The organism is uncultured Desulfosarcina sp. (assembly GCF_963664155.2).
In the GTDB taxonomy this organism is placed as follows: domain Bacteria; phylum Desulfobacterota; class Desulfobacteria; order Desulfobacterales; family Desulfosarcinaceae; genus Desulfosarcina.
Genome location: NZ_CAXXXH010000001.1, coordinates 2615105 through 2639794, shown reverse-complemented (window position 1 = coordinate 2639794; position 24690 = coordinate 2615105). Strand labels below are relative to the sequence as shown.

Sequence of the window (24690 nt, the reverse complement as noted above, 5' to 3'; positions counted from 1 at the left end):
TCAGCAAGCCGTGTGCCACATTTTTTTGTTTGACATTTCAATAGAATAAGAATGCTGTTGTAAAAACGACAACCATACAACTGTTGCCATAATCGTAACTTTGTTGTAAAAACGATAACCATGGATATGATCGACACACTGATACCGATAGCCGTCGACCTGACGGCCGCGATGAACACCCGGGACCGCTACCAGCGACTGATCGACACCCTGAAACGGGCCATTCCCTATGATGCAGCGGCACTGCTGCGCATTGACGGAGACAGGCTGATTCCGGTGGCCGCCCGTGGGCTGTCCGCGGACGCCATGGGGCGCCACTATGCACGCAAAGATCATCCGCGGTTGGATATCATTTGCAACTCCGGGGAGCCGGTACGCTTTCCCGACGACAACAGCCTGCCCGATCCCTTTGACGGGCTGCTGGTTGCGGATCCGGATGCCCTGGGGAATATCCATGCCTGCCTGGGATGCCCCCTGCGTGTGGACGACACCCTGGTCGGCGTTCTCACAGCCGATGCTTTGGATCCCAAAGCCTTCGACCACCTGGATCATCGGTTTCTCATCGCAGTGGGCGCATTGGCCGGTGCCCAGATGCAGACGGCCCGGCTCATCGAGGCATTAGAGCACAGTGCCGAACGACAGGGGCAGATTGCCATCGACCTGATGCAGGACATTGTCAGGCAGCACGGCACCCAGATTTTAGGCGGGAGTCCGGTGATGGATCACCTGCGTCGGGAAATCGACCTGGTGGCACGGTCGGATTTCACTGTTCTGGTGTTGGGGGAGACGGGTGTGGGCAAGGAACTGGTGGTTCGCGCCATCCACCAGCGTTCGACACGGGCAGACCGTCCCATGCTCTACCTGAACTGCGCCGCCCTGCCGGAAACGCTGGCTGAAAGTGAGCTTTTCGGTCACACCAAAGGGGCGTTTACCGGCGCAGGCAGAGATCGCACAGGAAAATTCGAGTTGGCCGACGCCGGCACCCTTTTTCTGGATGAAATCGGCGAGCTGCCGCTCTCCATCCAGGCCAAGCTGCTGCGGGTTATCCAGGAAGGTGAAATTCAGCGGGTGGGGTCGGATAAAATGATTCGGGTCGATGTGCGCCTTCTGGTGGCCACCAACCGCAACCTTGAGACGGAGGTAAACGACGGCCGCTTCCGGGCGGACCTGTTTCATCGCCTGAATGTCTATCCTATCACGGTGCCCCCCTTGAGGGCACGCCGGGCCGACGTCCCGATGCTGGCCGGATATTTTTGTGAACGCACCCAACGTCGGCTGGGATTGGGGCCGGTTCGAATCAACCCGGATGCCCATGAGCTGCTAACCGGCTATCGGTGGCCGGGAAATGTCCGTGAACTGGAAAACATCATCTCAAGAGCCGTGCTGAAGGCCTCGTCGGGATTGCCGCGGGGAGGACCGGTGGTGATCCGTCCGAACCACCTGGGAGGGGATTTGTCGTCTGGTCAAACGAAGGAAACGCGTGGCATCCAGCTTTCCGAGCCGATCTTTTCAAAAGGATTTTCGCTGAGCACGGAAACCAGGAATTTTCAAAGACAAACCATCCGACGGGCCCTTGAAAACAATCAAAACAATTGGGCTGCGGCCGCACGCGATCTGGGCATGCACCGAAGCAACCTTCATAATCTGGCGACACGGCTGAATCTGCGGCAAAAAATGAAGCAAACGAAGCGGGGCCGGTAGACGGCTACTGTCATTCCGGCCGTGGGAAAAGAAACGGGTTTTAGGACGTTCGACTATCCCGTCGTCGTACAGGCAAGTGACATCGGCTTGACCGGTCGCGTTGAAATCCGACTGTGGTAGGCCGTAACCATACCGCGCACCGTCACCGCGACCAGCACCAGGGTCCCACCTAAAAACGCCCACATGCCGGGCGCTTCACCGGTGGCCAGAAAAACCCACATGGGATTGATCAGCGGCTCGATGGACGGTATCAGGACCGCCTCGAGCGCCCGGACCCGCTTGATGGCATAGGCAAAGACCGCGTAGCCGGCCCCCAGTGAAATGACGCCCAAGCCCACGATCCCCAGCCAGTCCATTGACGTGGGTATCTGTCTGAACATGAACGGTAGACACAGGCCCGCGGCCATGAAATTTCCCAGGGCCAAAGGCCAGGCGGTGGAACCGCTGCGGGATTTTCGCAGAAAAATCATGGCGCCGGCCCAGAAGGCCGATCCAACCATGCCCACCAGAATGCCCATAGTGCCTCGCTCGGAAAGCGTATCGACAAAAAAGAGACCGATGCCGCCGACGACCACCGACAACAGATACCAGTCCTGTCGCCGGGTGGGTTCACCGAGCATTTTAGGGGCCAGAATTGCCACATAGGCCGATGCCGCATACTGCAGAACAATGGCGTTGGCAGCCGTGGTAAGCTTGGTGGCGATCACGAAGCAGATACAGAACAGCCCCATGCAGGCGGCTGCCATCACCGGGTTGATACCCCAAGAAATCCGGACCTCTTTTCTGCAAAGGAGCAGGATGACGCCGCCAGCAATCAGGCTGCGCCAGCCGGCAATGGCCATGGGATGAAGCGCGACCAGCTTGATAAGCACCCCGCTGGTACTCCAGAAGATGGCGGCCGTAAAGAGCATCAGCACGGCCAGTCGTTTTTCATTCATGGGAACCCAACTTTATTGTTCGCCAAAAATCTTAATGGGCACTAGTTGAAGACGGTCTGGCTGAAACGCCCTTTAAAGGGCATAGGCATCAGGCTTTCGGCGTAGCCGATTCGTGCCGGCGTCAGGGCTCGCACCAGCACCAGTCCCGGCTGCGTCACAAGAAAAGCATCGCCTTCTTCGAGCACATAGTCGTGGATATCGCATTCCTGAGTGACCCACACGCTTCCCTGGAGACAAAACAGGGTTTGCTGCCGGCGTTTTCCCTTTAGTCCCCAACCCTGACCGGCGGCCAGATCGACCAGCGTATCCGGTGTGCTCAGGTTTGAAAGAAAAAATCGCTTTTGGGCACTCATGATGCTTCCGGAATCCAGAAATTGATGATTCATTGCTGCCTCCTCACCCCGCCCTTCAATGTGGCAGGATCGATAGAGCTATAAAAAAATCAGCCGTAGAACAAATTCATTCCGTCGACACGTACCACACGGGTCCAAGGCATCCACGCTGAAGGCAACCTGCGTTACCCTGGCATGATGAATACAATTTCCAGAAAAACAATAACAGCCACAATATTAATGTTTTGTTATGAGTACAGTTATGATAATTTTACATCTGTACTGGTTGCGAAGTAACCCAATTGTACTGATTGAAGCCTTGAAACCTTTAAGTTTTGGAGGTTGCCCATGGGTAAAACACCAAAATATCAACAGGTCGCCGACCAGTTGACGCGTCTGATCGAAGAAGGGGCCTTCGGACCGGGAGCGGCCGCACCGTCGGTGCGCAAGTTAAGCCAGCAGTGGAAGGTCAGCATCACCACGATACTGAAAGCTTACTACCAGTTGGAGGCACGAGGACTGTTGGTTCCCCGGCCAAGATCGGGGTTTTATGTCAGCAACCAGCTTCCCAGCGCCCCCCCGGAGCCGGCGCTTTCCGATCCTGAACCAGATCCGAGCGCCGTCGGTATGCGCGAACTGATCACCATGATCGTTCTGCGTGATACCCTCAACCCGAAACTGACCCAACTGGGCGCCGCCCACCCGGCCCAGGAACTCACAGCCACCCGGCAGCTGAACCGGATCATGGCGTCTGCGGCCCGCCGCATGGGCGATCGCGCCGGTTTGTACATGGCCCCGCCCGGCAACAAGCCTCTTCGCCAGCAAATCGTCCGGCATGCGGTGGACGCCGGCTGCACCCTGGATGCCGATGAAATCATCATCACGTCAGGCTGCGGCGAAGCCGTTTCCAGCTGTCTGCAGGCCGTCTGCCGCCCCGGCGATACCGTTGCGGTGGAGTCGCCGATCTGTTTCGACGTGTTTCAATACATGGAGAATCTCGGCCTCAAAGCCCTGGAAATCCCCACTCATCCCCGGGACGGCATCAGCCTGGAGGCCTTGGGCTTTGCCCTGGAAAACAACTCCGTGCAGGCCTGTCTGGTCATTTCCAACTTCAACAATCCTCTGGGAAGCTGTATTCCGGATGAACGCAAAAATGCACTGGTCAAACTGCTGGCATCTCAAGACATCCCCTTGATTGAAAACGATATCGTCGGGGACATTCACTTTTCCGCCAAACGGCCCTTGTCCGCCAAAGCATTCGATACCAAAGGCCTGGTCTTGTGGTGCGCCTCATTTTCCAAGACGCTCTCACCAGGGCTCAGGGTCGGCTGGGCCGCACCCGGGCGATACCGATCCACAGTGGCGTGGTTGAAATACAGCACCAGCCTGGCCGCGGCCACTCTCCCCCAGGTGGCGGTGGCCGAATTCATGGCCGAAGGGGGCTACCGTCAGCACCTGCGCCGGATTCGCCGTGTGTACCAGGAACGTGTAGCGGAGTTAAGACGGGCGGTGATTCGCTTCTTTCCATCCGGTATTCGCGTGACTGATCCTGCCGGAGGCTATCTGCTGTGGATCGAACTGCCCGAATGCGTCGACGCTCTGGCGCTTTACAAAACCGCGCTGAAGGAGGGCATTGCCATCACCCCCGGCCATCTTTTTTCCACCGGCAACCGATACCGCAATTTCATTCGCCTGAACGCAGCCAACTGGTCCGACGAGGCCCTACCAGCCATCCGACGGTTGGGGCGGGTCATCGACCGGATGTCACAGGTCGGGTGAAGTCTGAATTCCCTCGTATTCACGGGAGTTAAAAAGGATCATAAAAACAAACCGGACAATCAGAAAGTCGGTCTGGGAGGAGCAGCTTCCGGCCGCCCAAGCAGAAACCGCCGGAAGGATTTCACGTAAAGTTGCCGCGACAGACAGATCATGTGCCTTGCAATCAATCCAATTCTGTGGGACATTATTTATAACCAGCCATCGAACCATTCGACTTCAGCGCCTGATCGATACCGACACGTGTAATTGCACCCGGCAAATCTTTTCATCGTCTTTTTTCTTCCTCTGATATTTCTGGCCCGATAACGCAACACGGCTTTCCGTTAACGACCTAACGCCTCCTGAACCAGTTTTGCCGTCAAGTCTGAACTCGATGGCCGGCACGGATCAACCATTTTAACCCAAGGAGGTCGCCATGGAAAAACCTGTCATCACCTATGAGAGCCTGATCCGGATCACCCGATCCATCTCGATGATCCGGGATCCTGAAGAAATTGTCCTGATATCGGTGGAGGGGGTCACCAATGCGTTGAACGTCAAAGGCTGCACCCTGTTTCTGTTCGACAAGAAAAGCAATGTGCTTTCGCTTGCCGGCAGTTATGGACTCAGCCGGGAGTACCTGGACAAGGGACCGATCAGCGCCCTTCGATCAATCTCATCAGCCCTTGAAGACGGTCAGCCGGTGGCCATTTACGATGTCAGTGACGACCCGCGGCTTCAATACCCGGAAGCTGCCCGAAAAGCGGGCATCGCATCGATTCTCTCGGTACCGATGATCATCGGTGAACGCATTATCGGATGCCTGCGGGTTTACACGGCCGAACCCTGGGAGTTCGGACATAATGACGTGAATTTCGTCCAGGCTGTCGCCCAGGTGGTCGGCATGGCGCTGGAATTGTGCCGGATCAACAAAGGGTATAAGGAAAGCATCGACATTCTGAAATCCATGCGTGATCCCCGAACGATCAAATCTAAAAAAAGGACCCCGTACGAAGGCGTACCCAGAAGTTTTTCTAAAGAGGAGGTGGCCCACGCCAGCGCCTGATGCTGATCCTTATCTTTATATAGTTTTGTCGGGTAGAAAAAGCGAGAGGGTCGGAGTGCGGCTACGCCTGAGGGCAAGGAGGACTCGACAGCGGCAGGGTTTGAATGCGTAGAGGAATCAATCTACTTCAACCCCATGGATAAACTCGTCGATGATCCGGCTGTAGGTCCCGTTTTCTTTCATTTTGACCAAACCCTGATTGAACCGATCCAAGACAAGGGTCTGTTTTGCGCGCTTGGCGAAAACCAGATGCACGCTGTTGACTGCAGCGGGAGGATCGAGCATTTCCACATCACCACCCAACCCCCTCTGGTATATAATCTGCGAAAGGGAGAGTTCATCGGCAATAATGCAATCCAGACGGCCGAGAATAAGCTTTTTCAGGTTTGCCAGATTGTCCGTAGCTTCTTCGGCTTCAAACAAACCGGCCCGGCGGGCGCTGTCGAATACCTCGCCATAGCTCCATCCCCGGTTGATGCCTACCCGTTTCCCGCTCAGGTCCACCACCCCGCTAAATGGAAATTCGTGACCGGCTTTCACCCACACCCGCAATGTTTCAAGGTAAATCGGGTCGGAATAGTCGAACAGGGCCATGCGTCTCAGGTTCTGATAGATCCCGCCGACGGCAACCTTGCCTTCACGGCCCAGGCTCAGTGCCCGCTTCCAGGGATATTCGGTTATTTTTACAGGGATGCCGGACAGGGAAAAGGCCATTCTGATAATTTCCGGATAGAGGCCTTTTACCGGGCTTGTACCGAACATGTAAGGCGGATAGGCCGCATCAACGGCTACCTGGACAGCCTCTTTGTTTGCCATTACCTGCGTTGGCAACGAAATTAAGAGCAGGGCCAGCAATAGGATCGAATGCAAGGGTTTTTTCATGGTTGGTTCGTGGGGTTCAATGATTTGTGAAACCAGGAATACATAGGCGAAAGTATGAACGATTTAGAAACGCCGAGCAAGATCTTTTCAACACATGATTCTTCAGGCTATCAATCTGACAGGGATTCTTTTTATGATGCGGCGTGGCACAAATCGATGGCTTTGTCCAGGCCACGGCATCAGCCCTCGGGGCGGATATCGCCGACGCCGTGGTCCTGCTTCCGGGCAAAGACCCCGCCTGGAGCACCGACCAGAATAAATGCGCCAATGGCGGATTTGCGTTCTGACCGAACGGCACAATTGTCGTGGACGTACGATAGGCTGGACCGCAGGACGCACCTGCTGCCCTGGAGAATTGGAAGCCCGTCACTGGCAAAAGTCCTCAGAATTCCCAAGCTATCCTATATATAGTGTTAGGGGTTGATCCAAAACGCAACCACCTGTATAAGAAAACAAGGGTTATCATGCAAGACCGATTCAACGCTCTCAAAAAGGAAGAAAATCTACCCCCACCAGAAAGGTGGGTCACCTGGCAGCAGGCCGGAGAAACGCGGAACAACGGATGGATCGACGTACTTTTCTGGCTAAAAGCGCCGGACTTCTCCTGGGAAGTCTTTTCGTTTCCCGTATCCCGGTTTCGGCAGAATCCTTTTTACCGCCGGCCGCCGGCCCTCCCCGTATCGCCCTGATCATCGACGACATCGGGTTCAACCTCAGACGGGCCGAACAATTTCTCAAAGCGGATATTCCCATTACCTTTTCTGTTCTGCCTCGACTCTGCTGGTCCGTAGAGTCGGCCCTGGCCCTGCATGCCCCCGGCCACGAAATCATGCTCCACCAACCCATGGAACCGTTCAGCACCAAGGTGGATCCGGGACCCGGCGCCATTTTCGTGAATGACCGACCGGAACGCATTCACCATGTGGTGGCCGAAAACATCGCCACCTTGCCCAACGTGGTGGGCGTCAACAACCACATGGGATCCAAATACACCCAGCAGCCCCAAAAAATGGGGCAGGCCTTGGACGTGGTCAGAAACCGCGGCCTGTTTTTTGTGGACAGTCTGACCACCGGGCATTCAGCAGCTTACGCCTGCGCCCGGCAAATGGGCATGTCAACGATAAGGCGGGATCTGTTCCTGGACAATCAGCGGGAGGTGCGGTCGGTCATCCGGCAAATGAAACGGCTTCGGGCCCGTGCACTGAAGCATGGCAGCGCCATCGGAATCGGTCATCCGCGACCGGATACCGTCGAAGGCATCATGCGTTTTCTGGAGACACCCGAAAGCAGGGATGTCGCGTTCGTCTACATTTCACAAATACTATAACCGGCCCACCCGCAGAAGGCGTTTAATCTTCCGGTGCCACGAACCACGCCTTCTTGCGATACACCAGATCCTGGCTGCGGGCGATGGGGGTGCCGGTTTTTTCATCCACCACCGTGATTTCATATAACCCGGTTCTTCCTCCCAGATGGCACTCCTTGGCTTCGGCCACCAGGCGGTCACCCACCTTGGACGGGTTGAGGAAGCAGATGTTTACATTCAAGGCAACGGCCACCTGCCCCCGGGAATTGCTGGCGGCGGCGAAAGCCAGGTCACCCAGGGCGAACACTAGGCCGCCGTGGGTGATCCCGTGAAAATTGGTCATCTGCGCGGTGACGGTCAACGAAACCCGGCTGTGCCCCGGTGCCACGATCGTTACCTCGGCACCCAGGAACCGGGCAAAGGCATCGTTCTGGATGTGGGCATCGATGGCTGCCTGGCGTGATCTATCTGGCATGGATCGCCCTCCTCGGGCGTAACGACAATAACAGTCTACTCCATCCGGCAATCGAGGAAAAAGGGTTCGAAAACGCTGCCGCTCGGCAGCCGGTTCCGGTAAACCGAACCAACGCTGCTCCCGGACAACGCCGAGCCGTCGTCGAGGTAAATTACCTGCTGGGAAAATCCTTACAGGTACCTGATCGGCGACATCTCTTCGCGTCGCCTCACGGCTTCCATGAGGCCCACCGTTCCGGTCATCATGTTATCTCCCCAGGGGGCGCCGAAGGTGATGGGAAGTTTTGATTCCAGGGCCAGTCGCCGCCGGGGGCCGGTGACCAGGATCAGTTCGACGCCGTCGAAGCCCAATGATTTGCGGACATAGGCCCCGTGGCCGCCTTGATCTAAAATCTGCCGGTGAGATAGCTTTCCGTCGGCAAGGTCCTTGAGCAGCTGGTCCAACCGCGCAGCGGTGATGTCTGTGGTGTGATACTCAAAAAAGCCGCACAGCATGCCATCTTCCATGGCCGCACCCACCGTGTGGGATGTGGCGATATCCAGCACGAGGATTCTTTTTTGATTCGCTGCCAGCACGTCCATGGATGCGCCGAGAATGGCTGCCATTCCCGAATCCATTACATAGACCCGATGGGTGGGAAGGGACTTTGCCACTTTGGCGATGGCCGACAGCCGGTTCATCTCTGCCGGGACCTGATCGGAACGGTAAAGCAGGGTCTGGGGAACCGGGTGATGCGCCAGTGCCGCCGCAAACCGTTGATGCCTGAAATCCAGGTGGGAGACCCCGGACGGCGCCAATCCATGATCCTGGGCGCAGATGGCCACGGCATCGAATTCAAAGGGAACACCGAAGCCTCGGACGAGTTGCTGTAGCCGATCGGGTTGAATGTCTCCGGTACGGATATGATAAAATCGGGAATCATCCTTCAAGCCCTCGGCTTCTGCCTCGTCAACCAGGCGGATGCCATGGGCAGCCACCCGTTGCATGTCGTGATGGATGGTGGCGGCGGATGGTTTTGACATCAGCACGTCAGCGGTCTTGGCGCGGTCGATCAGCGCCTGGGAGACCGGACCACCGCCCATCTCACAGCCGGTGACCAACAAATTGCCGCCGGTCTGCCGGATTTCGTCCGCCAGCACCCGCACCGGCGATCGGACCACCGCTTTGTAGTGAAGATCATGGTCGGTGTCATAGCAGAGCATGTCCAGGGTACCGGCACCGATGTCCAGCAGCAGGTAGCGTCCCATGGTGCTACTCCTTTCGAGAGAGCTTGAATTGACTGATCTTGTCCTGAATAAATTGTCTGAATCCGCTTCTCTCTTTATCGAAGGCTTGCTCCAGGGGACTGCGGTTGCGGTTTTCGATGAGGGTTTTAATAACTCCCAGAAGCTGGGGATCGGCCTGAACGATCTGGGCGGCAATGGTTTTTGCACGGTCCAGCAGATGCTCTCTGGGCAGGACTTCGTTGACCAGCCCCCAGGCCAGCGCCGTATGGGCGAATATGGGCTGGCAGGTAAAAGAGATTTGCTTGGCCCGGCGCTGACCCACGGTCTGTTGGAGCAGCTGGGTCATTCCCCAGCCCGGATGGATTCCCACGCGGGCATGGGTATCGGAGAACTGTGCATTTTCTGCGGCGATGATAAAATCGCAATTCAAGGCCAGCTCGAAACCGCCGGTGATGGCGTGGCCGTTCACCGCTCCGATGATGGGTTTGTTGCATGCACGCATCAAATCCGGCAGATCGCTGCCATCTCCCCGGGGATCGAAAAGATTCTCCTTGCCGATGGCACCCAGGTCTAGGCCGGCACAGAAAGAGGGTCCGTTTCCGGTGATGATGGCTACCCTGATATCCCTGCGGGTGGTCACCGCCTCCAGCGCATTGTAAAGGTGGATGAGGAGCTGTTGGTTGATGGCGTTTCTCCGCTCGGGGCGGTTGAGGGTAATCACCGCAGTCTGATTCTCCACGTCAACAAGCACGGGTGGGGCCATCGTTCTTCTCCTTGCAGGGTTGATAGGGATACTGAACCGACTCAGGCAGGTGCGACATCAGGGAGTATGGCAAAAGCGGCAACCGGCGTCAAGGTCCCACGATAGCAACGGTCAGGATGACGCGCACACATCGTGCGCCTTTCCCTTGCAGGCGATCACTGCGCCTCGATTCCGATGGGCGGAATGTCCCCGGCGGGACAGTCGAGAGGATGGCTAAATCATCTGCCGGGGGTCGTCGACGATCAATCCGTCCACACCCATGGCAAGCATCCCGCGGGTGTCGATCTCACCATCCACCGCATAGGGGAACACGCACGCACCCATATCATGAAGGGTGTTTACCTGTTGTTGAGTCAACACCCTGAAGTCCGGGTGCCACGAGAAACCCTTGATCCGTTGATACCAGTGGAGCAGATTCTCATCCGCGGGAACCTCTGAAAGCAGGCCCAAAGCGATGCCCGGATCGATTTTTCTCAGATTTTCAAGCACCTGCCATTCAAAACTGGACACCAGAACGTCATCGAGCATGTTTTTCTCACGCACCAAATCCAGCACTTGCCGCTCCACCGCATCTGCCGGCCGTTTCTCTTCGAAAGCCTCGGGCTTGATTTCGATGTTCACCAGCAGGTGCCCTTTTACCGTATCCAACACCTGAGATAGGGTAGGCAGCCGTTCCGCGTGGAACCGCGGGTCAAACCAGCTGCCGGCATCCAATTGGCGGAGCTGAGCTAAAGTCAGCGTCTTGACCGGACCGGTTCCATTGGTGGTTCGGTCCACGGTTTCGTCGTGGATCACCACCAAGTGGCGATCCTTGGAGAGACAAACGTCCAGCTCGATCATATGGGCGCCGGCATCGATGGCACCGTTGAACGCGGCTAAGGTGTTTTCCGGATAGCGGGCGCTGATCCCACGGTGGGCGATAAACAATCGTTGTTGCAGTTGTTTTTTCATCATGTAGATAAACGAACAATCCTCTGTTGCTGAAATTTTATTCCAATTGTTCCCAAAAGGTCGGTAACTGTCCTAATCAAGTTCTAAAAAAACCGCAAGATTAATAAACAGTCCGCATGTTTCCCTTCGTTTGACAGGGTGACTCTTCCCGTCTATATCACCAAGAATGTTCCAAAACGTAGGATACAAGCATGGACAATCTTAAAAAGAAGGACTTCGATGAAACCGATCGACACGTTTCACCAGGTCGACAAGACCGGCATCCGCTATGTGCTCACCGACATTGATGACACCCTAACTGTAAACGGCCGCCTGCCGGCCGTGGTCTTCGCCGCCATGGAGAACCTCCAACGGGCCGGCATCCGGGTGGTCCCCATCACGGGCCGCCCGGCCGGCTGGTGCGACCACATCGCCCGGATGTGGCCGGTTGACGGGCTGGTAGGCGAAAACGGCGCCTTCTATTTTCGATACGATGACCGTCAAAAAAAGATGACCCGGCGCTATTGGAAATCAAAGGAAGAACGAATCTCCGATCGCACCAGACTTGATCGCATCCGGGAGAAGGTGCTTGCCGAGGTTCCCGGCTGCGCCGTGGCCGCCGATCAGGCCTATCGGGAGGCGGACCTGGCCATCGATTTCTGCGAAGACGTGCCGGCCCTGCCCATGTCGTCGGCACAGGCCATCCAAACGATTTTCGAGGCCGCCGGAGCCACCGCCAAAATCAGCTCCATCCATGTGAACGGGTGGTTCGGCGACTACGATAAGCTGTCCATGTCCCGATTGATGTTCAAAGAAGTGTTTAAGGAGCAAATGGATGCGAGACGGGACCAGGTGATCTTCTGCGGCGATTCGCCCAACGATTCGCCCATGTTCGGCTTTTTTCCCCATTCGGTAGGGGTGGCCAATGTCCGGGCCTTCGAGGCTCTGCTGGAGGCATCGCCGACCTGGGTGACCCGCGCCGAAGGCGGGTTCGGCTTTGCCGAAATGGTGAACGTGATTCTGGATCGATAAGGAGGGTTGCTCATGCTTAATCGCCGTGCATTTATTAAAGGAGCCCTGTCGGCCGGCTTTTTCCTGGGAAGCGCAGCCACGTTAAATGGCTGTTCGGGATTGACGCGTAAAGATTTCCCTGCCTTTCAAGAGACAAACAGTCCGCTGTCCAATCTGGATAAAACGGCGAAAACCATCCTCTATCACGCCGGCCTGGCTCCCAGCGGGCACAACAGCCAACCCTGGCGCGTTCGAATCGAAAGTCCTGATAATTGGATTATCGAAGCCGATGCTGAACGTCGACTACCATGTGTGGATCCGCAGAACCGTGAGCTGATGTTGTCGCTGGGGGCCTTTGTCGAAAATCTGTCGCTGGCCGCCGGAGCAAATGGGGTGAGCACCGAAATTCAAGTGATTGCCCGGGATCGCTATGACCGGGATGTGATCCGTGTTGCCCTCCAAAAGGACGGGCCGAACGACTATCCGTTGCAACGAATCAAAAAGCGCCGGACCGTCAAACATGGACATTTACCCAAAGAAATTTCCGCTGCGGATGTAAATACCCTATCCGATGGGATGAAAGGGCATCTGTTTTACTTCCCACGGGAGTCCAACCACGCCGCATGCATGCGGGAGGCGGCCGTGGAAAATTACCGTGTTCAAGCCAGGCGAGATGACGCCCAGCAAGAGCTGGTGCGCTGGTTGCGCTTTAATACCCGGGATGCAAAGCACCATCGTGATGGTTTGACCACCCAAAGTATGGAAATATTGGGTTTCAAGGGCTGGGTGGTACGTCAATTTATCCAACCAAAAGATTTTATGAAGGAAACCTACCGTCAACAAGGAATCGATTTGATTGCCGGACTGGCGCAGGAGGGAGGAGGATGGCTGGTCATCACCAGTTCGGGGCAGACGGTGGCAGATCTAATCGACACCGGCCGACGTTTTGAACGCATGGCACTGCTGGCCCGTGAACACAGGATCGGCATCCATCCCATGACCCAGATGCTTGAGGAAAAAAATGGCCTCGACCAGATCGCGGGTTCTCACGGCAGCGGCTTTTTTCCTCAATTTGTCTTGCGCGTGGGTTATCTCGAAAAGTATCCGGACCCGGTCAGCCTGCGCAGACCGGTGGAATGGTTTGTAACCACATAAAATGATTGATGGATTTCGGATGGGGGAATTCAGGGATGTAAAACCGATGTAAAGGATAGAATGCCTTCAATTTCCGGATTTCACAGTTGTTTCATACGAGCCTGTTTAAAAACCCTGCCGATCGGACGGCTTGGTAAAAGTCCGAGATCAAGGCTTGCGAATCCTGAGGAATGAGGTGTATCGAGCATACGCCGCAGTGACGAGGGATTAAGCGTAACGCAGGTATCGGGCTTTTACCAAGCCGTCAAACTTATTTTTCCCGTTCAACCAACCCTTTGACAAACCAGCGCTGCATCATCAGCACTACCAGGATAGGCGGCATCATCACCAGCAGCGAACCGGCCATGGCGACGTTCCAGTAAGGCACGTCGTCCGCCTGGGGGATCAGGTGCTGAAGACCGATGACAGCGGTGGTCATGTCCGGATTGGTGGTGATCAGCAGCGGCCAGAGGTACTGGTTCCAACCGTAGACGAACTCGATGACCACCAGGGCGGCGATATTCGTTAGGGAAAGCGGCAGCAGAATCTTGCGAAAAAACATCATGGCCGACGCGCCGTCCAGCTTGGCCGCCTCGCACAACTCCTCGGGTACGGTCAGGAAAAACTGCCGGAAAAGGAAGGTGCAGGTGGCCGAGGCCACCAGGGGAAGGATCAGGCCCGTGTAACTGTCCAGCAGGCTCCATTCCAGGGCGATTTCAAAATCGTTGCCAGCCCACCACTGAATCAGGCTGTTGAGATGCAAGGTGTCGATGAACCACTGCAGAGGACCGAAAATGTTGGCTGCTATCTCGTAAGTAGGCAGAATGCGCACTTCCACCGGCAGCATCAGGGTGCAGAAGACGGTGGCAAATGCCACTTTGCGGAAGCGGTAGTCAAAATAGACGATGGAAAAAGCGCCCAGCATGGAAACCACGATCTTGCCGATGGTGATGCCCGACGCCATGATGAACGAGTTCATCAGCTGCTGCCCCAAATTGCCTTTCTCCCAGGCCGTGTTGACATTCACCCAGAACTGGTCACCGGGGATCAGCGGCATGGGCACCTTGGCGACCTCCTCCAGGGGCAGCGTCGCCGCCACGACGGTATAGAAGATGGGAAAACCCACGATACAGATGCCGAGCATCAGAAAGCCGTAGGTGAGGGTGTCGAGAATGGGGGTTCGTTCAACCATAGTGAGCGATTACACCGTATAGTGGACTTTGCGCTCCACGAAGCGGAACTGGAGCACGGTGATGGTAACGATCAGGATCATGAGGACCACGGACTGGGCCGCGGACGATCCCAGGTTCAAGCCGATAAAGCCGTCCTGGTAAACCTTGTAAACCAGGGTGTTGGTGGCACCGCCGGGTCCGCCCTGGGTAACCGTATGGATCACCCCGAAAGTCTCGAAAAAAGCGTAGATGATATTCATGACCATCAGGAAGAACAAGGTGGGGGAAAGCAGCGGGAAGGTGATGGTCCAGAACCGCCGGAAAGGCCCGGCCCCGTCCATGGCCGCCGCTTCGATGAGCGAATGGGGAACAGCCTGGAGGCCAGCCATGAAAAAGACAAAGTTGTAGCTGATCTCTTTCCAGGCGCTGGCCATCACCACCATGATTAATGCGTCGGTGCCGCTGAGCATCGGGTTCCAGTCGATTCCCATCCGGTCCTGGAGGAAATAGGCCAACACGCCGAATGACGGGTGCAGCAGGAAAAGCCAGAGGATGCCCGAAATGGCGGGCGCCACGGCGTATGGCCAGATGAGCATGGTGCGGATCATCGCCTTGGCCCGCAGGGCACGGTTGGCCAGCGCGGCAATAAAAAGGCCGAAAATGATGCTGGTAAGGGCGGTGGCCAGGCTGAAGCCGAGGGTGATCCCGATGGATTTAAGGTACAGGGGGTCGGTAAAAATATTGATAAAATTGTAGAACCAGACGAACTGGCTGCGCCGGCCGAATGGATCGCTGAGCATGAACGACTGGAGCAGGCCCTGCACGGCCGGCCAGTAGAAGAAAGTCAGGGTCACCAGGATCTGCGGCAGGATCAGCAGATAGGCCAGGGTTTGCGAAGTGAAATGGGATCGTTTGATCATGGATAGCGGTGATCGATTCCGGTGTTATCGTTGGTCAACTGACGCCATGGTGAGCTTTCATTCATGAGGTCAAAAAAGCCTTGCGGCGTACCGTCGCAGCATATCGCGTCCGCCCGGTGCACCGCAAGGGGTAATCCGCCATTTTATTATAACGGCTACTTATAGGTTTTTTCGAACTCGCGCAGCTTCTCGTTGCTTCGGGACACGGCGTCATCCATGGCCTGCTGCGGGGTCTTGGAGCCGTTCCAGATCAGCTCCATCTCTTCGTTGATGATGTTGCGGATCTGCACAAAATATCCCAGCCGGAGCCCCCGGGAGTTCTTGGTGGGCTGGCGGCGGGTCATCTGATTGATGCCCACCTCCTGGTAGGGGTTTTCATCAAAATAGCCCTTTTTCTTCAGGTCTTCATAGGCTGTAATGGTGATGGGGAAATAGCCCGTCTCCATGTGCCACAATTCCTGCATATCGTTCTGGGCAAGAAAATTCAGGAAGGCGGCTACACCTTTGTAATCTTTCTTGGGATGACCCTTCATGACCCACAGGGAGGCGCCGCCGATGATGCTGTTTTGGGGGGCTTTCATGCTGGCTTCCACGGGCAGCGGGGCCAGATCCCAGGCAAACTTTGCATTTTTCTTTACTGCGCCGATACCGCTGATGGATTCCATCATAATGGCTGCCTCACCGCCGACAAAGGCCGCCTGAGGTCCCTGGTATTTTTGGCCTTCGTAGGAAAAACGACCGTCCGCCATCCAGGATTTGAGCTGTGCGAGATGGTTGATGACCTGAGGGTTGTTGATCAGCAGTTCACAGTCCAGGCCTTCGTAGCCATTGGCTTTGGAAGCAAAAGGCAGATCATGGATAGCGCTGTAGTTCTCCACCTGTATCCATGACTGCCAGGTGGTGACCATGCCTTTTTTCACTCCTGAAGCCACCAGCTTGGCCGTGATGTCGCCCATCTGGTCCCAGGTCAACGGCTCGGTTTTGGATGGCAGATCTATGCCCGCCTGCTTGAACAGGTCGACGTTGTAATACATGACCGGCGTCGATGAATTGAACGGCATGGACAGCAGGTTCCCATTTTCGTCCACGTAATAGGAAAGCACGGGCTGCAGGTAGCTGGACCAGTTGATTTTGTAACCCTGATCAGCCATGAGTTTGTAGACCGGATAAATGGCCCCGGAGAGCATCATGGTGAGGGTACCCACTTCGAAGGACTGCAGGAGGTGGGGATGTTTTTTGGCCCGGTAAGCGGCCACACCGGCATTGACAGTCTCATCGTAATTGCCTTTGTTGGTCTCCACCACCACATAATCTTTCTGGGATGCATTGAAGGCGTCCACAATTTTTTTCAGGGTCTCGCCCCGGGGGCCACGCATGGCGTGCCACCAGTGGATTTCAATGGGTTTCGCAAAAACCTGATCGGCGGCGAAAACCGCCAGGATCACCAATACCATCAACATCATGAGCTTTTTCATCATGGCTGCACGCTCCTCCCAATTTTATGTAACGGTTTGAAATAGATAGAAAAGATGATATCTCCGCCCGAGATAAAACTAGAGTAATGGGTTCCCTCTCACGAGTCAAGCATTTATTAAAATATCAACGCAGATTGACGGGTCATACCTGGTTGGTTTGGAAAATTATCCCTGCCGCATAAAGAGTGCTTGACTTGAACCGGAAAAGCATGGTCATTTTTCACGACTACAACCCACATTTCAGGATAGGCTCTTCATGGCACAGGTCATTATTAAGGACATCGTTAAAAAGTTCGGTAAAACCGAAGTGGTCCATGGCATCAGCCTGGACATCACCGACAAGGAGTTCGTGGTGCTGGTGGGCCCTTCCGGCTGCGGTAAATCCACCGTCCTGCGCATGGTCGCCGGCTTGGAGAGAATCACCTCCGGCACGGTCAGCATCGGTGATCGGATAGTTAATGACGTGGCACCCAAGGACCGGGACGTGGCCATGGTCTTTCAGAACTACGCACTCTATCCCCACATGAACGTCTTCGGCAACATGAGCTTCGGGTTGACGCTGAGCAAAACCCCCAAGGCGGAAATTCTCCAACGGGTCAACGAAGCGGCCGCCATTCTGGGACTGGAAGATTTGTTGCATCGCAAGCCCCACGAGCTCTCCGGCGGGCAGCGGCAGCGGGTGGCCATGGGCCGTGCCATCGTTCGCAAACCGGCTGTCTTTCTATTCGACGAGCCCCTGTCCAACCTGGATGCCAAACTGAGGACCCAGATGCGTGTTGAAATCAAACGGCTGCACCAAAAAGTCCAGTCTACAGTCATCTACGTCACCCACGACCAGGTGGAAGCCATGACCCTGGCCGACCGCATCGTAGTGATGCGCGACGGGAACATCGAGCAGGTGGGCCAGCCCATCGAGCTGTTTCAGAACCCGGCGAACACCTTCGTCGCCGGCTTTATCGGCAGCCCGCCCATGAACCTTGTTCCCGCCCGCATCGTCAAGATCAACGAGGCCCTGACGATCCGGTTGAATGACGAACTTAGCGTGCCCATTCCCGATAAGGCAGGCATGAACCTCCGGGAAGAGACGGACGTGATCATGGGTCTGCGCACCGAGGATTTTACCGTGGATAACGGCAACGGCAATTATCCCGACGAATGGAAGCTGGACGGCACGGTGGAGGTAGTCGAGCCCCTCGGCGGGGAAACCCACATGCATATGAATTTTAAAGGCATCACTTTTATTGTCAAAAGCGAGGGCCGCAGAATCTTTAAAACCGGCCAGCAATTGCGCATGGCCATGAACCTGAATCACTTGCATCTGTTCGATGCAAGCACCACCCGCTCCATTTACTGATTGTATTGATTCATGGGCAAAATAAGTGTATCAATAACGGGTATGTTTGTCCGTCTGTAATTTTCCTGAACTGGTTTAATTTATTTTCGTTTCCTTGATCCGGACGCCCAACCAAGACTGTCTCATTCACCGAGGAGGACCCATCATGCAAGTGACCATCACCAAAGCCGGGCAGCTGAAAGCCAAGCCGGATGAAAACAAGTTGGGGTTTGGAACCATCTTCACCGACCATATGTTCAACATGGATTACAGCGTTGAAAAGGGATGGCACAACCCCCGGGTCGAGCCTTACGCCCCATTGGTGATGGCGCCCTCCACCATGGTCCTTCATTACGGTCAAGGCGTGTTCGAGGGGCTAAAGGCCTACCGCAACAAGCAGGGAGGCGTTCAACTGTTCCGACCACAGGAGAACTTCAAGCGCCTCAATGCGTCCAACCGTAAGCTCTGCATTCCCGAAATAGACGAAACCTTTGCCCTTGATGCGCTCAAGCAGCTGCTCACCGTCGAAAAGGACTGGATACCCAGCGCTCCGGGAACCTCGCTTTACATCCGCCCCACCATTATTGCTACCGACCCCTTCCTGGGCGTCCGTGCGTCTTTTACCTACCGGTTCTTCATCATTCTCAGTCCGGTGGGGGCCTACTACGCCGAAGGGTTCAACCCGGTAAAGATAATGGTCACCAAAGAACATGTGCGGGCCGTACGCGGCGGTGTGGGCGACACCAAAACCATGGGCAACTATGCGGCCAGCCTGCTTGCCGGCGACAAGGCCCACAAGGCCGGCTACACCCAGGTGCTGTGGCTGGACGGTGTGGAGCAAAAGTATGTGGAAGAAGTCGGCGCCATGAACATCTTTTTCGTCATCGGCGACGAGTTGATTACGCCCATGCTCTCGGGCAGCATCCTGCCCGGCATCACCCGCGATTCGGTGATCCACTTGGGACGATCGTGGGGCATGAAGGTATCCGAAAGAAAGATCAGCATCGACGAAGTGATCGATGCCCACGCCTCGGGTCAACTGAAGGAAATTTTCGGTTCCGGCACCGCCGCGGTCATCTCTCCGGTGGGTGAACTGAAGTACGAAGACACGGTCATCACCGTCGGCGACGGTCAGGTCGGCCCGATTGCCCACAAATTTTTCCGGGCCATTCAGGACATCCAGGACGGCACCATGGAGGGTCCCCGGGGCTGGGTGGAGACGGTCTGATTGGTTAGGCAGCTGGATTTTCCGAGTGACCGCTGACGCACGGAGGCACATTTTCTCAACCAGGGAGGATTTATGAAAGTCAGAAAAGCCGTTTTTCCCGTCGCCGGTCTAGGTACCCGGTTTCTGCCGGCCACCAAGGCCATGGCCAAGGAGATGCTTCCCATTGTGGACAAACCCCTGATCCAGTACGCCGTGGAAGAGGCCTACGCCTCGGGCATCAAGGAGATCATTTTCGTCACCGGCGCCGGAAAAGCGGCCATCGAGAACCATTTCGACCACACCTGCGAACTGGAGCACATGCTCATGGCCCGGGGCAAGGACGCGCAGTTGAAAGAGCTTCACTCCCTGATCCCCGATTCCGGCTCCATTATCTACACCCGCCAGAACCAGCCGTTGGGACTGGGCCATGCCATCTGGTGTGCCCGAAACATCGTGGGCAAAGAACCCTTTGCGGTTCTGCTGGCAGACGATTTAATCAAGGCTGAAACACCGGTGTTAAAGCAGATGATGGAAAAATTCGACGCGCTGCAATCCTCAATCGTCTCGGTCGTTGAAGTGGACCCGAAAGACACCAGCAAGTACGGCATCCTGGATGCCGACCCGCTAGTTAACAGCATCACCAAAATTCGGGGTTTGGTGGAAAAACCGGCAACGGAAGAGGCGCCGTCCAACCTGGCCATCATCGGCCGGTATATCCTGACCCCGGAAATTTTCTCCATTCTGGAGGGCAAAGAGATGGGCGCCGGCGGTGAAATCCAGATCACCGATGCCATGGCCCGGCTGCTCAAAACCCAGGATATTTACGGTTACCGCTACCAGGGTACCCGATTCGATTGCGGCAACAAGGCGGGCTTCCAGATGGCCAACCTGGCTTTTTCCCTGGACCGGCCGGACATGCGGGAGCAACTGCTGCCCTTTATCCGCGATCTGATTAAAAAGTATTAATGATGGATATCAGGCCAATTGCCGTCTCGGAAAGGAATCTCGGCGGCATCGATTTTTTTCTCTTGTGGGCTGGAGTGGCGATTTCTCTGGCCGAAATCTGGGCCGGCGGTTTTCTGGCCCCCATGGGATTTTGGGCCGGCCTTTGGGCCATCATTCTGGGCCATATGATCGGCAACACCTTGATGTCCTTGGGGGGCGTCATCGGTTCGCAGTACGGCATCATCTCAATGGTTTCGGTGCGGCCCGCCTTTGGTATCCGTGGTTCCAACCTGCCTGCGCTCCTGAACATCATCCAGCTCATCGGCTGGGCCTCCATCATGCTGATCATCGGCGGCCAGGCCGGTGCCATGCTGGGAAAACCCTTTGGAGGGCTGCTGGCTTCCAGCCAGTTCTGGATCGTGCTGATCGGCATGGGAACCCTGCTGTGGGCCCTGGGAACCGGTAAATCGATCTGGAAAATACTGCAAACCGCCGCGGTGATCGCCCTGCTGCTGGTAATTGTCCTGATGAGTTGGGTCTCCCTTGGTGAGTTTGGCGGCGGGGTGGCGGCAGCCAAAACCGAACCGATGCCGTTTATGATCGGCCTCGACCTGGTAATCGCCATGCCCATATCCTGGATGCCCCTGGTGGCTGACTACTCCCGCTTTTCCAAAAAAAGCGCGCCGGCCTTTTGGAACACCTGGTGGGGCTATTTTATCGTTTCTTCCTGGATGTATCTGTTGGGCCTGATGGCCACGTTAGTGACCGGTGAAACGGACCCGGGCGCACTTATTCTTCAGACCATGGGAAAAATCGGGTTTGCGGTTCCGGCACTCATCATGGTGGTCTTTTCCACGATTACCTCCGATTTTCCGGATATCTATTCGGCCACCTGCTCCATGATGAACATTTCACAGAAAATTAAGGCCAACACCGTCATGTGGATGGCTGGGCTTCTGTCCATCGTGGTTGCCTTGGTGTTTCCCATGGAGCAGTATGAAAACTTCCTGCTCTTCATCGGTGCCATGTTTATGCCGCTGTTCGGGGTGGTGCTTACTGACTATTTCCTGCTGCGTAAAGGCAAGTTGCAGATCGAATCCATCGACACCGTCGGCGGGCCTTACTGGTATTACAAAGGCGTCAATATCACCGCAGCGGTGGCCTGGGCGGCTGGGTTTGTAACCTTCGAGGTTATCGCCCTGATGAAATATCCTGTCGGCGGGTCGATTCCCTCCATGCTGGTGGCCGGCCTGATCTACTATTTCATGACACGGGACACCGGAGACTGATTAAATCGCGATCCGTGCCTCCTGCAAAATTTTGGGAACGATATCGGCCCACCCCAACGGCATCAGGTGTACCCCCTGAACCATGTGTTTGATCTCAGCCAGGAATTTCCCCATCATCTCAGCCGCTTTCATCTTGCGGTCTTCTTTTTCCACGCTGCCGATTTCATCGATCCAGCGCTGGGGGACCTCGATTCCGGAAACATTGGCATTCATGAATTTCCCCATCTGCGGGGATTTGAGCACCACCAGCCCCACCTGGATGGGTACGTTCAACTTCGACGCCTTGTTTATGAAGGTTTCGAAAATCTTGCGATCATAAACCGCCTGGGTCTGGAAAAATTCGGCGCCGGCATCGACTTTCTTTTTCATTTTCATTAATTGGAGGTCCAAGGGTTCGAAATTGGGATTGACCACGGCGCCATAAGCCATGTCCGGCGGATTTTCAATGGGATTGCCGGTGATGTCATGTCCCCTGCGCAGTCCCATGGCCATGTCGATGAGCTGCACAGAGTCCAGATCGAAAACCGGTTTGGCTTCCTTGTGGTCGCCGAGTTGGATATGATCGCCGGTAAGCAGCAACACGTTGTCGATGCCCAATGAATAGGCGGTGAGCAGATCGCTCTGCAAGGCGATGCGATTGCGGTCCCGGCAGGTGAGCTGATATACCGGCTCGACACCTTTTTGCTTTAAACCGACACTGGCGGCCAGCGATCCTAACCGCATCACGGCGGACTGGTTGTCGGTCACATTGACGGCATGCACCCAGCCCTGCAGATATTTGGCCTCCTGGGTGCAAAGGGGGTCGATGTTTTTGTCGCGGTTCACGGCGCCTTTGATCGGGCCTACCTCGCCGGTCACCACAAATTCACCTTTATCGAACAAATTGGTTAATTTCATTGAGTATTTCCTTCTTTCCGCTGGTGATTAATCTTGGTTGCTGACCGTGACCCTGCCGGCCTGGGAACAAAAAGTAGCTTCGGTTGCGCTGACCTTAAGGGTGCGGGGGCGGCTCCACCTGGCATGATTTTTAGGTTTTTGATACGGATTAAGCAGTTCCAGCCGTCCCAGCTTCTTGAGCCGTTCATAGATCATGACCCATCCGCAAGGACGCTCCTTGTCCACTTCGCACATACCCTTTTCGGCACCGCCGCACGGCCCGTTCAAGAGCTGCTTGGAGCACAGGGTCATGGGACACAGGCCGCCGGTAAATTCAATCACACAATCGCCGCACAGGGAGCAGTACTCTTCGATATCGGATTCGGAAACGGTTTCGCCGCCGAAAATGGTATCGCAGCCCGGGTGCACCATGCCGCCATCGGTTGCGTCGATGACCGTGTGAACCCCCTGCCCGCAACCCAGGACCAGAAAACTGTCCGCTTGGTTCACCTGCTCAGTATAATCCTCCTGAAGCACTTTACGGGTGTGGTCCAGCTTGCACAGGGACATGCCCTGGGGGCCTGGAACCGTATATCCCACAACGTCGATCCCTCGGCGGGTCAGCCGTTCGGCCATTTTTTCAGTTTCGTCCTGTCCGCCGGAATGACATTTCCAGGCGCAGTTGTTGCAGCCGACAACAAACACCTTTTCTCCGGGTCTGATGTAGCCGACAATCTCTTCAATTTTTTTTTGTATGGTAGCATGCATGAATGGTCCCCCTCTTATTGAAAAAAGCGTTGCCCGAATTTTACGGATGCGCGTTCAAACTCCTCATAAAGAAGCTTCAAGCGGTCATTGGCAATTTCCATCGTTTGCGATTTTTCTTCTTCTTTTTCTTTTGGGTAGCAGGCCAGGCAGCGTTCGACATGGCTGGTTTTTCCAAGGCATGCAATTTTGAAATCGGCCATTAGAAAAATTTGTGCATTTTTATGGCTTGCAAAATGCTCCACCGCCGGCACGTATTCCAGTTGTATTTCCACCGACACATCTGTGCCTTCGCGGGCCAGGTTGATATAGTCGTAAATGGCCATCACCGAGCCATGTGCCTGGTGGCTGGTATCGAACTTGACCATCATCTCTTCGAGGGTAAAAAGGTTTTTCTCGACCTCGATTCCCGCGTCTTCCATCCGGCGATAGTCCCGCTGCAAATATCGGTTGGCAATCATAACGGCCTGGGAAACATGGGGGCACAGGTTGTTGGGGCAGCCTCGCGCATAGCACTTCCTGAACACGTATTCCTGTCCATCAATATCACCGGTATACCGGCTGAGGAAGATATAGGCCTGAAACGGGTTGTCGCGGTGGTCGAAATCGACCGGCAGGATTTCAAATGACACCCTGGCCGAAACTGATACGCCACGATTTTTAAAGGAAATCAAATCGGTTACGCGATGGGGCAGGATGTTTGGGGTTGCCAGTTCCATGGCGCGCCTCACTTTTTCGTTTTAGGTGGTCTGTTACGGGTTGTTTTCATGCGGCCAATAACCACAGGCCCCTTGCGTTAGAAGACGAACACCGCATCGGCTTCCAGGGCTTCCACATTAACCGCCCCTGCGGCCGTGATGGTAGCCCCTTCAATCAGGTCCGCTTCGTCGATCTCACGTACTTTGATACACGGGCCGCAAACCCACATCTTTCCACCCAGCTCCATAAAATCGTCCACCAGCTTTTTAATGGGGGGAAACCCGCCTCCGGGAGGCATGGTTTCGGCGTAACCCTTTTTAGCGAGGGTGACACCTTCCCCATTCAGCACGATGGTAGCCTGGACATCCATTGCCAAGGCTGCATTGGCCAGCACAAAAGGCATATGGGCGGTCTCGGACCGGTCTTTTCCGCAGGTGCACACGTAAAGGATTTTCTCTTGTTTTTCAGACATGTTCCAACTCCTTTT

25 protein-coding genes are annotated in these 24690 nt (G+C 55.4%); 11 read left to right on the top strand and 14 right to left on the bottom strand.

Annotated features, from left to right (window positions below; all coding sequences use genetic code 11):
- Positions 1 to 126 precede the first annotated feature (126 nt).
- Positions 127 to 1701: a nitric oxide reductase transcriptional regulator NorR gene (norR, locus tag ACHZBS_RS12070; protein ID WP_319406763.1), complete on the top strand. Its 1575-nt coding sequence runs from the start codon at positions 127 to 129 to the stop codon at positions 1699 to 1701.
- Between the two features lie 53 nt (positions 1702 to 1754).
- Here norR and ACHZBS_RS12065 read toward each other — a convergent pair whose 3' ends face one another.
- Together ACHZBS_RS12065 and ACHZBS_RS12060 are read right to left on the bottom strand one after the other, a co-directional pair.
- Positions 1755 to 2639 (bottom strand): DMT family transporter, encoded by an 885-nt coding sequence (locus ACHZBS_RS12065; protein ID WP_319406762.1) that lies wholly within the window; start codon positions 2637 to 2639, stop codon positions 1755 to 1757.
- Positions 2640 to 2680: 41 nt separating this feature from the next.
- Positions 2681 to 3025 carry a DUF2917 domain-containing protein gene (locus tag ACHZBS_RS12060; RefSeq protein ID WP_319406761.1) on the bottom strand — a complete coding sequence of 115 codons (345 nt, stop codon included), beginning with the start codon at positions 3023 to 3025 and terminating at the stop codon, positions 2681 to 2683.
- Between the two features lie 294 nt (positions 3026 to 3319).
- On the opposite strand from ACHZBS_RS12060, the gene ACHZBS_RS12055 reads away from it, so the two are divergent.
- A complete protein-coding gene (locus ACHZBS_RS12055; protein WP_319406760.1) occupies positions 3320 to 4750 on the top strand; it encodes a PLP-dependent aminotransferase family protein in 1431 nt (476 codons plus the stop codon).
- Positions 4751 to 5165: 415 nt separating this feature from the next.
- On the top strand, positions 5166 to 5795 hold the full coding sequence (locus tag ACHZBS_RS12050) for a GAF domain-containing protein (RefSeq protein WP_319406759.1): 630 nt from the start codon (positions 5166 to 5168) through the stop codon (positions 5793 to 5795).
- A 117-nt stretch (positions 5796 to 5912) separates the two neighbouring features.
- Here the strand turns inward: ACHZBS_RS12050 and ACHZBS_RS12045 are convergent, their stop codons facing one another.
- The gene (locus ACHZBS_RS12045) at positions 5913 to 6677 is read right to left on the bottom strand and encodes a transporter substrate-binding domain-containing protein (protein ID WP_319406758.1); all 765 of its coding nucleotides are present in this window, start codon (positions 6675 to 6677) and stop codon (positions 5913 to 5915) included.
- Between the two features lie 143 nt (positions 6678 to 6820).
- Here ACHZBS_RS12045 and ACHZBS_RS12040 point away from each other — a divergent pair, with 143 nt between their 5' ends.
- Complete coding sequence (locus ACHZBS_RS12040; protein ID WP_319406757.1) at positions 6821 to 6964, top strand: hypothetical protein; 144 nt, start codon at positions 6821 to 6823, stop codon at positions 6962 to 6964.
- A 275-nt stretch (positions 6965 to 7239) separates the two neighbouring features.
- Complete coding sequence (locus tag ACHZBS_RS12035; RefSeq protein WP_319406756.1) at positions 7240 to 8004, top strand: divergent polysaccharide deacetylase family protein; 765 nt, start codon at positions 7240 to 7242, stop codon at positions 8002 to 8004.
- Positions 8005 to 8026: 22 nt separating this feature from the next.
- Here ACHZBS_RS12035 and ACHZBS_RS12030 read toward each other — a convergent pair whose 3' ends face one another.
- The 4 genes from ACHZBS_RS12030 to ACHZBS_RS12015 all read right to left on the bottom strand — a co-directional run bounded on the left by ACHZBS_RS12030 (position 8027) and on the right by ACHZBS_RS12015 (position 11401).
- Entirely contained in the window at positions 8027 to 8458 is a 432-nt protein-coding gene (locus tag ACHZBS_RS12030) for a hotdog fold thioesterase (protein ID WP_319406755.1), read from the bottom strand.
- Between the two features lie 170 nt (positions 8459 to 8628).
- On the bottom strand, positions 8629 to 9705 hold the full coding sequence (locus tag ACHZBS_RS12025; protein WP_319406754.1) for a DUF1786 family protein: 1077 nt from the start codon (positions 9703 to 9705) through the stop codon (positions 8629 to 8631).
- A 4-nt stretch (positions 9706 to 9709) separates the two neighbouring features.
- Complete coding sequence (locus tag ACHZBS_RS12020; RefSeq protein ID WP_319406753.1) at positions 9710 to 10447, bottom strand: enoyl-CoA hydratase; 738 nt, start codon at positions 10445 to 10447, stop codon at positions 9710 to 9712.
- A gap of 213 nt (positions 10448 to 10660) precedes the next feature.
- Positions 10661 to 11401 (bottom strand): glycerophosphodiester phosphodiesterase family protein, encoded by a 741-nt coding sequence (locus tag ACHZBS_RS12015; RefSeq protein ID WP_319406752.1) that lies wholly within the window; start codon positions 11399 to 11401, stop codon positions 10661 to 10663.
- A gap of 216 nt (positions 11402 to 11617) precedes the next feature.
- Here ACHZBS_RS12015 and ACHZBS_RS12010 point away from each other — a divergent pair, with 216 nt between their 5' ends.
- Both ACHZBS_RS12010 and ACHZBS_RS12005 read left to right on the top strand, forming a co-directional pair.
- A complete protein-coding gene (locus ACHZBS_RS12010; RefSeq protein WP_319406751.1) occupies positions 11618 to 12409 on the top strand; it encodes an HAD-IIB family hydrolase in 792 nt (263 codons plus the stop codon).
- Positions 12410 to 12421: 12 nt separating this feature from the next.
- Positions 12422 to 13543 carry an Acg family FMN-binding oxidoreductase gene (locus ACHZBS_RS12005; RefSeq protein ID WP_319406750.1) on the top strand — a complete coding sequence of 374 codons (1122 nt, stop codon included), beginning with the start codon at positions 12422 to 12424 and terminating at the stop codon, positions 13541 to 13543.
- Positions 13544 to 13793: 250 nt separating this feature from the next.
- Here the strand turns inward: ACHZBS_RS12005 and ACHZBS_RS12000 are convergent, their stop codons facing one another.
- The 3 genes from ACHZBS_RS12000 to ugpB form a co-directional block, all read right to left on the bottom strand.
- Positions 13794 to 14714 (bottom strand): ABC transporter permease subunit, encoded by a 921-nt coding sequence (locus ACHZBS_RS12000; protein WP_319406749.1) that lies wholly within the window; start codon positions 14712 to 14714, stop codon positions 13794 to 13796.
- 9 nt (positions 14715 to 14723) lie between these two features.
- On the bottom strand, positions 14724 to 15614 hold the full coding sequence (gene ugpA / locus ACHZBS_RS11995; RefSeq protein WP_319406748.1) for a sn-glycerol-3-phosphate ABC transporter permease UgpA: 891 nt from the start codon (positions 15612 to 15614) through the stop codon (positions 14724 to 14726).
- A 155-nt stretch (positions 15615 to 15769) separates the two neighbouring features.
- On the bottom strand, positions 15770 to 17092 hold the full coding sequence (gene ugpB, locus ACHZBS_RS11990) for a sn-glycerol-3-phosphate ABC transporter substrate-binding protein UgpB (RefSeq protein ID WP_319406747.1): 1323 nt from the start codon (positions 17090 to 17092) through the stop codon (positions 15770 to 15772).
- Between the two features lie 253 nt (positions 17093 to 17345).
- Between ugpB and ACHZBS_RS11985 the strand changes: the two genes are divergently transcribed.
- From ACHZBS_RS11985 to cytX, 4 genes are all read left to right on the top strand, one after another.
- Positions 17346 to 18443 carry a sn-glycerol-3-phosphate ABC transporter ATP-binding protein UgpC gene (locus ACHZBS_RS11985; protein WP_319406746.1) on the top strand — a complete coding sequence of 366 codons (1098 nt, stop codon included), beginning with the start codon at positions 17346 to 17348 and terminating at the stop codon, positions 18441 to 18443.
- Positions 18444 to 18588: 145 nt separating this feature from the next.
- Complete coding sequence (locus ACHZBS_RS11980; RefSeq protein WP_319406745.1) at positions 18589 to 19650, top strand: branched-chain amino acid aminotransferase; 1062 nt, start codon at positions 18589 to 18591, stop codon at positions 19648 to 19650.
- Positions 19651 to 19722: 72 nt separating this feature from the next.
- Positions 19723 to 20595, top strand: coding sequence for a UTP--glucose-1-phosphate uridylyltransferase GalU (gene galU, locus ACHZBS_RS11975; RefSeq protein WP_319406744.1), 873 nt, complete (start codon positions 19723 to 19725; stop codon positions 20593 to 20595).
- A complete protein-coding gene (cytX, locus tag ACHZBS_RS11970) occupies positions 20595 to 21863 on the top strand; it encodes a putative hydroxymethylpyrimidine transporter CytX (protein ID WP_319406743.1) in 1269 nt (422 codons plus the stop codon). The genes galU and cytX overlap by 1 nt, the downstream gene beginning before the upstream one ends.
- Here the strand turns inward: cytX and ACHZBS_RS11965 are convergent, their stop codons facing one another.
- The 4 genes from ACHZBS_RS11965 to ACHZBS_RS11950 all read right to left on the bottom strand — a co-directional run bounded on the left by ACHZBS_RS11965 (position 21864) and on the right by ACHZBS_RS11950 (position 24675).
- Positions 21864 to 22760 (bottom strand): methylenetetrahydrofolate reductase, encoded by an 897-nt coding sequence (locus ACHZBS_RS11965; RefSeq protein ID WP_319406742.1) that lies wholly within the window; start codon positions 22758 to 22760, stop codon positions 21864 to 21866.
- 27 nt (positions 22761 to 22787) lie between these two features.
- Complete coding sequence (locus ACHZBS_RS11960) at positions 22788 to 23507, bottom strand: methylenetetrahydrofolate reductase C-terminal domain-containing protein (protein WP_319406741.1); 720 nt, start codon at positions 23505 to 23507, stop codon at positions 22788 to 22790.
- 14 nt (positions 23508 to 23521) lie between these two features.
- Positions 23522 to 24223, bottom strand: coding sequence for a hypothetical protein (locus ACHZBS_RS11955; RefSeq protein ID WP_319406740.1), 702 nt, complete (start codon positions 24221 to 24223; stop codon positions 23522 to 23524).
- Between the two features lie 77 nt (positions 24224 to 24300).
- The gene (locus tag ACHZBS_RS11950) at positions 24301 to 24675 is read right to left on the bottom strand and encodes a DsrE family protein (RefSeq protein WP_319406739.1); all 375 of its coding nucleotides are present in this window, start codon (positions 24673 to 24675) and stop codon (positions 24301 to 24303) included.
- Between the last annotated feature and the right edge of the window lie 15 nt (positions 24676 to 24690).